Genomic DNA, 11897 nt, shown 5'->3' on the forward strand with positions numbered 1-11897 from the left:
ATCGGACCGGTTAGCGATAGCGATAGCGCCCGAGCACCTCGTCGAACTCCGCAGAGCCTTCGATGTAGTCAGAGAACGCAAGGACGGGGTCACGCCCATGGAACATCGCGCAATTGCCGCATAAATCGCAGTCTGAAATGCACGGATATCGATTGCTCACGTATGTGGTGCGCTCATCCCTCGTCGATTCCGACACTTTCGGAGCTTTCTGCGCCATGGTCTTTCCCCCCTTAGCCTTCTGCAAGCATAGTTCATCGAATGAGATGCCGGCACAAAAAGGCGGCGGGTCCCTTCGGAACGTTCGCCTTGCATGGCAAACGCCCGAAAAGACCCGCCGCACGGCAGCACCCAGCCCTCGATGCTCTATGCAGCCTCGTCAAACTGGGAGTTGTAGAGCTTGGCGTACGCGCCGCCCTTGGCCAAGAGCTCCTCGTGCGTGCCCTTCTCGACGATGTCTCCATGCTCCATCACAAGGATCAGGTCGGCGTTCTTGATCGTCGAGAGACGGTGCGCGATCACGAAGCTCGTGCGTCCGCTCATCAGCTTGTCCATGGCCTCTTGCACCTTGAGCTCGGTGCGCGTGTCGACCGAGGAGGTTGCCTCGTCCAGAATCAGCAACGGAGCGTTCTTCAGCATGGCGCGCGCGATCGTAATCAGCTGTCGCTGACCGGCTGACATGCTTGTAGAGTCATTGAGAACGGTATCGTAGCCGTCGGGCAGCGACTCCACATAGCCGGTGAGTCCGCACGCCTCGCAGGCCTCGTCCAGCATCTCGTCGGTAACGCTCCTAGTGTCAAATGCCAAGTTCTCCCGAAGCGTGCCCTCAAAGATCCACGTGTCCTGCAGCACCATCGAGAACTGGTTGCGAACGTCTTCGCGAGGCACGTCCTTGGTCGACTTGCCGTCAATCAGGATGGAGCCGCCATCCACCTCGTAGAAGCGCTCGAGAAGGTTGACCATCGTGGTCTTTCCGGCGCCAGTGGGCCCAACGATAGCGATCTTCTGGCCTGGCTTTGCGGCGGCAGAGAAGTCGTGGATGATCTCGTGGCCGGGCGTATAGCCAAAGCGGACGTCCTTGAACTCGACGGAGCCCTCGACCTTGCCGTCCTTGTCGCCCAGGCGCTCGGTCTTGTGCGATTCGTCCTCAACCTCGTCTGCGTCCAAGAACTCAAAGACGCGCTGGCATGCGGCGGCCATCGACTGCATTGACGTTGCTGCCTGCGAGATGTTCTGCAAAGGCTGCGTGAAGAGGCGGATGTAGATCATGAACGAGACGATGACGCCAAATTCAATGACCCCGTTTATCGCGAGAAGCGCTCCGGCAATGCAGACGGCAACATAGCTCAGGTTGCCGATGAAGATCATCACCGGCATGTTGAGACCGGAGAGGAACGACGACTTGTACGCCGCCTCGTACAGCTTGTCGTTTGTCGCACGGAAGCGTTCGACCACCTGGTCGGTAGCGTTTGTGGTGCGCACGACATCCAGCCCGTCATAGACCTCGGAGCACTGGCTGTTTATGTCGGCCAGCTCGTTCTGCTGCTTGGTGAACCAGGGCTGCGAGACCCTCACCAGCACTACCATGATTACAACACCTATCAAGGTCGCAACGACTCCGGCCAGGGTCATGATCCAGTTGGTGATGAGCATCATGATAAGGGCACCCACGAGCTGCGTGAGGGACGCGACCATCGTGGAGAGCGACTGGTTCATCATCTGGTTGACGGTGTCGACATCGTTCGTGACGCGGGAGAGCGTATCGCCCGTGGGATGGGAGTCAAGATAGGCCAACGGAAGACGATCAATCTTCTCGGAGATGTCGCGGCGCATATCCTGCGAGATGCGCTGGGATACGTTCGCCATGATGCGTCCCTGGATATAGTTGAGAATAAAGCCGATAACGTAGACCCACACGAGGAAGATGGCAATGTCGCCGATGGCGCCAAGATCCATATCGCCCGTAAGGCCGGCGGTGATGAGGTCGGTAATCTCGCCGAGCTTGCTTGGTCCAACGAGCGTGCAGACTGCACCGGCCATCGAGAGGACGATTGCGGTGATGATGAGCTTCTTGTACTTGGCAATGTAGTGTGCGAACTGCTTGAGGGCGGGGACGACCTCGACGTTGGTCTCCATGGCGCTCTGGGACACACCTCCGGGCATGTTGTTAGGCATTTTCGAGTTCCTCCTTCGAAAGCTGGGACTCAGCAATCTCGCGATAGGTGTCGCAGGTCTCCATGAGCTCGTCGTGCGTGCCCTGGCCGACGACGCGACCGCGGTCGAGCACGATAATCCTGTCCGCGTCACGGATGGTGCCGATGCGCTGAGCGACGACGATGCGAGTGGTTCCCGCGCACTTGGTCTGGAGATCGGAGCGCAACGCACGGTCCGTTGCGTAGTCAAGCGCAGAGAACGAGTCGTCGAAGATGATGGTCTCGGGCTTGCGCGCCACGGTGCGGGCGATGGCGAGGCGCTGGCGCTGGCCGCCGGAGACGTTGCGCCCTCCTTGGTCGATGGGCGCTTCCACACCGCCGAGGTCGTTCACGAACGATGTGGACTGGGAGATGTCCAGCGCTCGTTTGACGCCTTCGTCATCGACCTCCGCGCACGACTTCCCCATCTTGATGTTGGAGTCGACGGTACCTGTGAAGAGCTGAGCAGTCTGGGGCACGTAGCCGATACGGTTGTGCAGGTCTTCCAGCTTGTAGTTCTTAACGTCCACGCCGTCGACCAGCACCTGACCGTCCGTCGCGTCATACAGGCGGTCAATCAGCTGCACAAGGGTCGTCTTGCCCGAGCCGGTGGCACCGATGATGGCAACGAACTCGCCAGGGTTGGCCTTAAATGAAACATGCTTCAGCACGCGCGCGCCGCCGTCGGGGTAGGTGAAGGTGACGTCCTTGAACTCGACCGCTCCGCGGTCTGCATCGGCGGGTTCAGCACCTGCTCCGTCGGTGACGCTGGAGTCGGTCTCGACGAGCTCCATGATGCGGTTGGCGGAGACCTGGGCACGCGGCAGCAGGACGAACACCATGTTGAGCATCAGGAACGCCATGATGACGTTCATCGCGTAGTTGGAGAATACGACCATGTCGGAGAAAATCGTCAGCTTGTCCGTCGCCCCCACAGACGCAATCATGGCTGCGCCGAGCCAGTAGACGGCAAGCGTGAGGCCGGAGTTCACGAGCGTCATTCCCGGGTTCATGATGGCCATGGCGTTCTGGGCGACGAGGTTGGTGTTGGTGATCTCGTCGTTGGCAGCGGAGAACCGCTCCTGCTCGTAGGACTCGGCGTTGTAGGCATGCACAGGACGAATGCCCACGAGGTGCTCACGGCAGAGGCGGTTGAGGTTATCGGTGAGCTTCTGGATGCTGCGGAAGCGAGGCACGGCGACAATCTGCGTGTAGACGAGCATGCTCACGACCACGATGACGGCAACGAGCAGGGCCACAGACCATTGCCAGCCCTTGCCCCAGATCTTGGCGACTGCCCAGACGGACATGACGGGCGCCTTGACGATTGCCTGCAGCCCCATCACGATGAGCGTCTGAATCTGTGTGATGTCGTTGGTGGTGCGGGTAACGAGGCTCGATGACGAGAAGCGGCTGACGTCGCCCTTGGAGAGCTCGTTCGCCTTCTCGAAGACCATGCTGCGAAGCGTTCTGGAAAGACCGGCGGCGACCTTCGCAGCCAAGTACGCTACGATGCAGCTGGCGATCATGCTGCCGATGGCGCAGCCCAACATGAGCAGGCCCTGCTCGATAATCTCACTCATCTCAGAGCCAGGTGTCTCGACAAGCGTCGTGATGTTGCTCATGTAGTCAGGAAGCGTTAGGTCAAAGAAGACCATAACTACCACGAAAATCGCAGCGAGAACGATTTCCCCCCACTGCTGCTTCGTAAGGTACTTCAGCACCTTAAGCATTGGTTCCTCCTCCTACTGGTAATACTTTCTAATAGTGTTAGTAATTAATGCTGAGAGTTATATACCACATTTGAGGACGCTCCCACGTGGAATTCTTAAAGTGTGCAGAAAAAGTAACTCTTTACACAACGCCCGGGAAAACTGGAATTTCGACCCCATCCCTCTGGGTAATCAGCGCGACCATGCGCTCCGAGATTCGCACGTACTCGCGAGCGTCGTCTACGCCCAGGTCGCGAACGAGCTGGCAAAGACCCGAGATGGCCTCGCGATGGTTCGCGACAAAGAACTCCTTCCCCTCGTCCGTCAGGGTTACCGTTATTCGCCTTCGATCGGACGGATCAAGCTCGCGAATCACGAATCCCTTTTTCTCAAGAGAGTTCAGCGTATTGGCAACGCGAGCAGTCGAGATGCCAAGCATTGCTGATAGCTCTTTGGGAGACACTTCGCGCTTCTCGGAATAGATTGCTCCCAGCATGGCCATCTCGCCGCGTGTAGCTCCTTCGATCTTTTTCATCGGCCCACGAGAGAGCACGCCGAAGTTATAAAAGAGCCTGGTCGCGATTTCTTGGATTTCCGGATCAGTCTCTATAGGGAACTCGCCACCAGAGTGATTGCCAGTCTCTTTCATTGCTCCTCCAAGTTACTATTACTAATAGTTACTAACCTACAAAATATCTTCGATATGTCAAGTACCCCTCAAAAAAAGCGAGGTTTTCTCGAAGAACGAGGCTCTCGGTAGGTTGCAAGGGTTTTCTCAAGGCACGCCACGCGCAGAAGGCACGGGAGTCGGTCGTTGGAACTCGGGGGTTCGAAATTACGCATATCGCGTTCAGCCCCTTTCCTTTTTCGCTAGCTCGCAGGCATAAAGAAAAAGGCGCCCGGAACAAGTCCGGACGCCAAGAAAAGCGCGATCGTGAAAAAGCTACTTGGCGTACTTGACCACAACGTCGCCCGCGTTGACCTCGCCGCTCTTAGCGAAGTCCACCGACGCCATGTCATCGGTGTTGGTAATGGCCATGATCACAACGTCGTCGTGACCAGCAGCGGCAATTTTCTGCTTCGAGAAGCTCAGAAGCGGCGTGCCGGCCTTGACCTTGGAGCCCTTCTCGGCGAAGACCTTGAAGCCATCGCCCTTCATCTCGACGGTATCGACGCCCACGTGAATCAGAATCTCGGCGCCATCGTCAGTCGCAAGCGCGAGGGCGTGGAAGTTGGGGGCACCAATAACGGTAAGAGTGCCGTCAGCAGGAGCATAGACGGTCTCGCCAGAAGGCTTGACTCCGCAGCCCTTGCCCATGGCGCCGCTGCTGAAGACAGGGTCGCTAACCTCGGAGAGGTCCATTGCGGTGCCGCTCACGGGAGCGAGCAGCGTGCCCGCAGGAGCGCTCACGCTCAAAGCTTCGGGAACGGACGACTTCTTCTTGAACTTGTCAAAAAATCCCATTTTTTCCTCCTTGATACTGCCCCGCCCCATGGCGGTCGCAACCAACCCCGAACAACCCTGCCAACAGTCTGAAACTTCCTAAGACGAAGCAACGAGCCTGTTTACATGCATCATAAGATAAAGTAATTCCTCATTAGAGCAGGTCCAACCACATTCCTTGAACAGATAGCTCTGAATCTGCATGACACAGTCATACACCTCAGGAAAGTCCTTGCGGACCTCCTCAAAGAGACTGGAGTTCCCGCTCTTCTCGTCAGGCGAACCATCAGAAAGGCGCGCAACGAGATAGCGGAAATGTGCCGCAAAACGACGATAGGCATAAGAGTCGTGGCTGAGCCTAACGTTCATGGTGGCCTCGATAATCTTCGAGGCGCCTTCGACCAAACGAGTGCTCTCCATCACAAGGTGAATGCTGCTCTTGTCGCCCGCACCTCCGACCTCGTTGTTCACAAGGTGCATCGCAATGTTGTAGGCCTCGTCCTCGGGAAGATTTGCATACTTGACGCGATGATTGAAGATTCCAACGCCAGTACGACCGATAGAGAGCTCCAAAGGATAGACGCTTGCGATCTCATTGGCCAGAGGATTGGCAAACTCTGCCCCCTGCTTTCGGCGCTCAATCGCAAACTGCAGGTGGTCTGCAAGCGTAAGAGGTAGGTTGGGGCCAAGCTTCACGTCGAGCTCGCCGTGCGCGAAGTCGGCTATATCCGAAGCTGCCAAGAGCACGTCGTCATCGATGCCTGCGAGCATTTCCGCTTGACCGAGCCCAACGTCTTTGAACATACGGACCACACCAGACAGATCGTCGAGGTCATAGGGCATTCGGTGGAAGCCGAGCCCCTTGCCGAACACAACGACGTCGTGCCCGGCTTCATCTTTTCCTAGGGCAACGTTGTTGCTGATCTTCTTTGTCAGATGCAGCCTTTTTTGCATGGAAGCTCTCCTCCCAAAAGCCACCACGAAAAATTCCCGAACAGGGGCTCTCAGGGGGCTGCGCGGCATAAAAAATGCTCCTTGGCAAATACCGCACGGCACCTCCGGGAGCGCCCATGCAAGTAATGCCTCCAGGAGCGGAGTAACAACCTTGCGTGTCTATAGTACACGCAAATGATAGCCGCGATTATCACAAATCCCCGCAGCTCACCAAATCATTCGGTGAACCGCGGGGATCTGCAGGGAGGGAAGGGCAATGTCTTCGGCTTACGAGAAAAGCGATGAGAACCAGGTGCCAATGCCCTGGAAGAACGCGACGATGGGATTGGTGTCGGCTTCTTGCGTGCTCGTTGTCGAGGTGGTTTCGGCATCGGTGCCAGCGGTGGATGTGTCGGTGCTCTCCTCCGTCGTGTCTGAGGAGCCGCCCATGGTCCAAGTGGTGTCAGTTCCGAATGCCTCGTCGAAAGCGCTTCGATCAATGAGGTCGGTTGAAAGCGTCCCCTCGCCGCTCTCGTCATAGTCGGTCGAGTAGGTGCCGTTCACGGTGACCGTAATATCAGAATCGCCCTGAACAACGGTCTGGCCGTCAGCAACGATGGTGACCGTGTTGCCATTCTCGTCGACGACCTGTCCTCCGTCAGCAACCGTCAGATTGGAAAGGGTGCAGCTCTCGGTAACAACCCACGTGGAAGTGCTGTCGACATTCACCGTGATTGGAGCGTCAGAGGTGGAGCCGGCGCTGTTCTCGTCAATCACGGTGGCGCCTGTCCACGTGGTGTTATCGGTCAGATAGAGCGTCGCAGAGGAAATGGTGTCGGCCTCGACGTTGCCCGAGACGTCCTCGCCCATAAGCGTCATCTTCACTGTGGCTCCGTTAGAGCCTGCGCTGCCCCAGTTATTGGAGTCGTTGCCCGCGGCAAGCAGCAGGTCTGCCGCGTCAGAGTCGAAGTCGAGAGTCGTGTTGGAGAGCACGATGTCGGCCGTGGTGTTCGTGAGATAGAACATCGAGCCGGAGGTGATCGAGCTCGTCAGCGTTGAGTTCGCTGCCTGGAACGTCGCCGTCTCGCCGGTGGTAGACTCGGCGTCACCCGAGGTCGACTGATAGATGATCACGCCGTTCGCAACGGGGTCAGAACCCGTAGTGCCCTCATTTGTGCTGGTCAACGACGAGTTATTAATCAGGATTGTATTCAGGCCCTCCATGCCGGCAATCTGGCTGCCCGAAGCCGTGCCCGTCACGTTGCTGACCTCGATGTCGCCCGTCGAGTAGATGAGCGGGGAACCGGAGCCCTCGGTCGAGAGCGTCGCGTCGACCACGGAAATGTAGCCTCCACCACGGTCGGTGGCAATCGCGCCGCTGTGGTCACCTTGCGTAGAGATGTCAACGTCCGCAGCCAGAATCGTGCCTCCATAGGTGGCGTCGAGGCCACGAGAGTTTCCTGCTGTCGTGTTGATCTGAACGCCATTTGCGAGCACCGTCGCAGAGTCGGTCGAGAAGATTCCATTGGAGCCTTCGCTCGTAGCCGACAGCGTCATGTCAGAGACGGTGGCTGTCGACCCCTCTCCCACCGCAAGCAAAATCGAGTTCAAGCCATAAAAGTTGCAGTTGTCACCGTTGGTGTCGTCTCCCGACTTCGTCAAGGTGACGCCAGTCAGCGCAAGGGCGCCGCCATTCTCTACCAGCGCGGCGTTCTCGTCAGTTTCCGTGGCATCGTACGTTTCGCCATCAGACGAGACGGACTCGCCGTCGGCCGTAATTGCCGCCGAGTAGCTGCCAGAATAGTCATAGGTCATGGTGTTAGCGCCGCCGCCAGCGCCGCTGGCAGATTCCGACCCACCATCAGGAGCCGTACCGCTAGGCATGCTGGGTGCGCTGCCGCTGGTCTGGTCGGCCGCCGTTTGAGTCGTCGCGACATCAGTCGTTGTCTCTGCAATGGCGGCAGTGGGAATGGTCGAGAAGACAAGCGTGCCAGAAAGCGCAATGGTTCCAGCAAGGCAGGCGGCGCGCGCCTTGAAACCGAATTTGGAGTGTGAGTTGTTTTGGGGCTGGATCTGCTTCTTGCTCATGGGGCGTCCTCTCATCGGGCTTCATCTTGTTGACGAGATCACCCTACCGAACAACCCTACAGAATACTTAAAGGATGGTGTTCCCAAAGTGGCTTCCAAGGCGACCCCGTTGATTCTCGAAGCCGCCCCTCGCGTACCAAATTGCGCGACTTCTGATGCTGGAGCCTGCCAGGTTGCGCGACCTCTGATGCCCGTTTTGCCAAGTTGCGCGATCTCTGATGCCGCACCTGCCAACTTGCGCGACCTCTGATGCCGCAAAAGTCGCGCAACTTGGCAGCGTGCCGTTGTGTGGGGCTGACGAAAAAGTGGCGACACCCATCGTGTGGGGCAGGATTCTCGCTCAGCTCCTCTAGCTGGTATTTCTCCAGATGCCCTCTCCCATTGTGCGGAGCAGGGCGAGAAGTCCTAGGCGGCTTTCGCGTTGTGTGGGGATTTTCGCCCCTCCCATGACCCGCCCGCGAGAGAGGCTTCGCAAAGTCGCAGGTAGGAGATTGGCACATTGCAGGTAGCAATATGCTCAGTCCCACACAACAGAACTGCGCGGCGCCATCGGGCGAGCAGACCCGCACATCATATTGTCCGACCTGCGAAAATGCCACCGGCTCCCACACAACGGGCAGGGTCATTCGACCGCAGGTCCCACACAACGGGAGGGCGACCCTTTCCTGCCAGGTTGCGCGACCTCTGATGCCGCACCTGCCAGGTTGCGCGACCTCTGATGCCCGTTTTGCCAACTTGCGCGACCTCTGATGCCCAACCTGCCAACTTGCGCGAGCTCTGATGCCGCAAAAGTCGCGCAACTTGGCAGCGCGCCATTGCGTGGGATCCGCCGGGGCGATAACGAGCCGACGCTACAGGTCGAGCGTGAAGCGCATGGACTGACCGTCGGGGCTGGTGGCACTTACGCTGCCGCCGTGGGCCTCGGCAACAGCCCGGACAACCGCAAGCCCAATGCCGTGCCCGCCAGAGCTTCCGCGAGCAGAGTCCGAACGATAGAACCGCTCGAATAGCTCCGGATGGTCACCCTGTGCCACGGCTTCGCATGGATTCTCGACAGCAATACGCACATGCCCCCGGCGGAGCGGCTCGCACGACACATGCACGGTTGAGCCTTCAGTTGAGTACTTCAGAGCATTGTCAACCAGCAGGCTCAGCGCTTGCTCAACCATGTTCTGATCGGCATTCACGGGAAGCTCCTCAGGCGCCTCGCACTCAATCGTACGACCGTTCGCAACAGCAACGGGCTCAAAGTCCTCCACAACCTTGTGCACCAGCGCGGACAGGTTGAAGTCGACAAGCGTCAGCGTGTCACCCCCCTCGTCCATGCGCGCAAGCATCACGAGCTTGTTTGTAAGGTCGGTCATTCGGTTCACCTGATGGCGAATCGAGTCGACCCACTCCGAGGGGCCATCAACAATCTCGATGACGTCGGCAGACGAGCCGATGACGGCAAGCGGAGTTTTCAAATCGTGGCTCGCGTCGGTAATAAAGCGCCGTTGGCGAGCATAGCTTTCCTCCACAGGCGCGAGGGCACGCTTCGAAAATACGATGACCAGGGCCAGCACCAAAATGAGGGCAACGACGAGCACGACGATGCTCGCGAGAAGAAGCGACCTCATGCTTGAAAGGTCACGCGAGCAGTCAAGAAACACCACGCTCGTTGACCCATCAGACGACTCGGCCACCATATAGCGAAGGTCCCCCTCATAGCCTTTGTCGCCAGATTGCGCTCCGGAGTCAAGGAGTGCCTGCGCTATGGCCACGGCAGAGGTCTCGTCCACGGTCGCGATGCGGCTCACGTCACACGACGCAACCTCCCCCGAAGAGGTAAAAATCACCGAGAAGTAGCGCATCTCATAGGGCGTCTCTGCCGTGAAGTCCAAGCCGTTAGCCAGCACATCACCGACTGAGGAAGACTCGCCGGACGAGTCTTCGGAAGAGGCTTGCTGGTCGGACGTTTGATCTTCTCGGCTGGCCCCAGGACCCCCATCGTCGCCAGCGGGCTTATCCCCGCTAAACCGATTGACCAGGCTGTCAAATGATCCGCCAGAATCGGCGACAACCTCTAGCTGGGCATCCGCGCGGTTCGTAATCCTCATGTAGTAGACGATGTTGATTGCCGCGACGATGCCGACAAGCACGAGCGACACCGCGAGCATCGCCGAAACGATGAATTTGCGGCGCATGACGCTCACGATGGTGCGCGGACGCCGATGCCGCTTCCAACGCGGCACGTGCTTCTCCTTCTCGCCCTTTTCGGCATTCTCGCCAGTCAAGCCCTGATCAAGCTTGTCGTCAGTCTTCTCCGCCATGCACTCCTCCGAACTAGGCAAAAGACGGCTAGGCCTTCTCGCCCCCATCTTCAAGGAAGTAGCCCACGCCGCGCGCCGCCGAGATCTTGACCGACGAGTCCACGCTTGCGATCTTCTTCCTCAAATTTGAGATATTCACCCACACGACGCTTGTTTCGACATCGGAAAGGGCTCCCCAGACCTTGCGCATGAACTGGTCGACGGAAATCTTTTGATTGGGATGGCGCATCAGGATTTCCATCATCTGAAACTCTCGCTGGGTAAGGTCGCAGCTCTTGTCGCCGCAGACGAGGCGGCTGCTGTCAACATCAAGGGTCAGGTCTCCAAAACTCGGGTTCTTGCGAGCACTCGCTGGGTCAGGCCGCGTAAGCACGCGGATTCGCGCCAGAAGCTCGGCGGCGGCAAAGGGCTTTGTCAGGTAATCGTTGGCTCCGGCGTCGAGCCCCTCAACGCGGTCGCGTATTTCCGACTTGGCAGTCAGCATGAGGACTGGCGCGGCCCCGCCTTCCTCGCGATACCGCTTCAGCACCGTAAGACCGTCCACCTTGGGCATCATGATGTCGAGAATAAGCAGGTCATAGTCATTGTTGAAGGCGTCGTAGAGCGCCTCCTCGCCATCAAGCGCGGCATCCACGACATATCCTGCATGTGTGAGTATTGCCACAAGCGCGCGAGAGAGCTCGCGTTCATCTTCTGCAAGAAGCAGTCTCATGGTGTTCCTTCCGAGTGGTGTAGGCGGCGCCATTGCCGCATTAGTTCCACGGTACACGAGCAGGCGAACGGCATGCGCGAGAGTTCCGCAAGTCGTTCGCCTCTGACCGCTCTATCGATTTTTTCTAGTTGGCCATGTCGCCTGATCGGGCAAAGTGCCCGGGCCGAACCCTTGCCTTCTCCTTCGCCGAAACCATGATTGAGACGAACGTCAGGGCCAAGAGCACCGCGGCCGCCACGGCAAAGAGAGGAAGCAGCGAGGAGGTAGTGTCCGCAATCTCAAGAACGCCGCGAATGAAGCTTCCCATGGTGAGCGTTGCAACGGCCCCGTTATATGCAACGAATCCCCAACCATCGGCGCGCGGGAGCTCAACGACTCCCCAAAGCGAATAGACTCCAGTGCCCAGCGCAAGAGGCACGAGTGCAAGGTAAGTCATAAACGGCGAGCTCACTCCATGGGAGAAGTGCGCATAGATAATGGATACGACCAGGCAGAATGCCGCAACAC

At 58.2% G+C, this 11897-nt stretch carries 10 protein-coding genes and 1 pseudogene; all 11 read right to left on the bottom strand.

Going from position 1 to position 11897, the window contains the following annotated elements; translation table 11 throughout:
• Positions 1 to 10 precede the first annotated feature (10 nt).
• The 11 genes and pseudogenes from ACOYJL_RS04440 to ACOYJL_RS04490 all read right to left on the bottom strand — a co-directional run bounded on the left by ACOYJL_RS04440 (position 11) and on the right by ACOYJL_RS04490 (position 11826).
• Complete coding sequence (locus ACOYJL_RS04440; protein ID WP_433569014.1) at positions 11 to 217, bottom strand: hypothetical protein; 207 nt, start codon at positions 215 to 217, stop codon at positions 11 to 13.
• 146 nt (positions 218 to 363) lie between these two features.
• Positions 364 to 2172 (bottom strand): ABC transporter ATP-binding protein, encoded by a 1809-nt coding sequence (locus ACOYJL_RS04445; RefSeq protein WP_433569015.1) that lies wholly within the window; start codon positions 2170 to 2172, stop codon positions 364 to 366.
• Positions 2165 to 3922, bottom strand: a complete 1758-nt coding sequence (locus ACOYJL_RS04450; RefSeq protein ID WP_433569016.1) for an ABC transporter ATP-binding protein — start codon at positions 3920 to 3922, stop codon at positions 2165 to 2167. Before ACOYJL_RS04450 ends, ACOYJL_RS04445 begins: the two co-directional genes overlap by 8 nt.
• A 121-nt stretch (positions 3923 to 4043) precedes the next feature.
• On the bottom strand, positions 4044 to 4550 hold the full coding sequence (locus tag ACOYJL_RS04455) for a MarR family winged helix-turn-helix transcriptional regulator (RefSeq protein ID WP_433569017.1): 507 nt from the start codon (positions 4548 to 4550) through the stop codon (positions 4044 to 4046).
• 294 nt (positions 4551 to 4844) lie between these two features.
• On the bottom strand, positions 4845 to 5366 hold the full coding sequence (locus ACOYJL_RS04460; protein WP_433569018.1) for a PTS sugar transporter subunit IIA: 522 nt from the start codon (positions 5364 to 5366) through the stop codon (positions 4845 to 4847).
• Positions 5367 to 5444: 78 nt separating this feature from the next.
• The gene (locus ACOYJL_RS04465; RefSeq protein ID WP_433569019.1) at positions 5445 to 6299 is read right to left on the bottom strand and encodes a PRD domain-containing protein; all 855 of its coding nucleotides are present in this window, start codon (positions 6297 to 6299) and stop codon (positions 5445 to 5447) included.
• Between the two features lie 267 nt (positions 6300 to 6566).
• Positions 6567 to 8366: a beta strand repeat-containing protein gene (locus ACOYJL_RS04470; protein ID WP_433569020.1), complete on the bottom strand. Its 1800-nt coding sequence runs from the start codon at positions 8364 to 8366 to the stop codon at positions 6567 to 6569.
• Positions 8367 to 9217: 851 nt separating this feature from the next.
• Positions 9218 to 10678: a sensor histidine kinase gene (locus ACOYJL_RS04475; protein WP_433569021.1), complete on the bottom strand. Its 1461-nt coding sequence runs from the start codon at positions 10676 to 10678 to the stop codon at positions 9218 to 9220.
• Positions 10679 to 10706: 28 nt separating this feature from the next.
• The gene (locus tag ACOYJL_RS04480; protein WP_433569116.1) at positions 10707 to 11051 is read right to left on the bottom strand and encodes a winged helix-turn-helix domain-containing protein; all 345 of its coding nucleotides are present in this window, start codon (positions 11049 to 11051) and stop codon (positions 10707 to 10709) included.
• A gap of 12 nt (positions 11052 to 11063) precedes the next feature.
• Positions 11064 to 11390 (bottom strand): annotated as a pseudogene (locus ACOYJL_RS04485) (response regulator); the annotation flags it as partial.
• 124 nt (positions 11391 to 11514) lie between these two features.
• Entirely contained in the window at positions 11515 to 11826 is a 312-nt protein-coding gene (locus tag ACOYJL_RS04490; RefSeq protein ID WP_433569022.1) for a hypothetical protein, read from the bottom strand.
• Between the last annotated feature and the right edge of the window lie 71 nt (positions 11827 to 11897).

Origin of the sequence: Tractidigestivibacter sp., from assembly GCF_050946515.1 — a bacterium.
In the GTDB taxonomy this organism is placed as follows: Bacteria; Actinomycetota; Coriobacteriia; order Coriobacteriales; family Atopobiaceae; genus Tractidigestivibacter.

What these genes read in the sequence shown, in the direction of transcription:
- ACOYJL_RS04440 (WP_433569014.1), bottom strand. Translation starts at nt 217, where the DNA reads ATGGCGCAGAAAGCTCCGAAAGTGTCGGAATCGACGAGGGATGAGCGC.
- ACOYJL_RS04445 (WP_433569015.1), bottom strand. Translation starts at nt 2,172, where the DNA reads ATGCCTAACAACATGCCCGGAGGTGTGTCCCAGAGCGCCATGGAGACC.
- ACOYJL_RS04450 (WP_433569016.1), bottom strand. Translation starts at nt 3,922, where the DNA reads ATGCTTAAGGTGCTGAAGTACCTTACGAAGCAGCAGTGGGGGGAAATC.
- ACOYJL_RS04455 (WP_433569017.1), bottom strand. Translation starts at nt 4,550, where the DNA reads ATGAAAGAGACTGGCAATCACTCTGGTGGCGAGTTCCCTATAGAGACT.
- ACOYJL_RS04460 (WP_433569018.1), bottom strand. Translation starts at nt 5,366, where the DNA reads ATGGGATTTTTTGACAAGTTCAAGAAGAAGTCGTCCGTTCCCGAAGCT.
- ACOYJL_RS04465 (WP_433569019.1), bottom strand. Translation starts at nt 6,299, where the DNA reads ATGCAAAAAAGGCTGCATCTGACAAAGAAGATCAGCAACAACGTTGCC.
- ACOYJL_RS04470 (WP_433569020.1), bottom strand. Translation starts at nt 8,366, where the DNA reads ATGAGCAAGAAGCAGATCCAGCCCCAAAACAACTCACACTCCAAATTC.
- ACOYJL_RS04475 (WP_433569021.1), bottom strand. Translation starts at nt 10,678, where the DNA reads ATGGCGGAGAAGACTGACGACAAGCTTGATCAGGGCTTGACTGGCGAG.
- ACOYJL_RS04490 (WP_433569022.1), bottom strand. Translation starts at nt 11,826, where the DNA reads ATGACTTACCTTGCACTCGTGCCTCTTGCGCTGGGCACTGGAGTCTAT.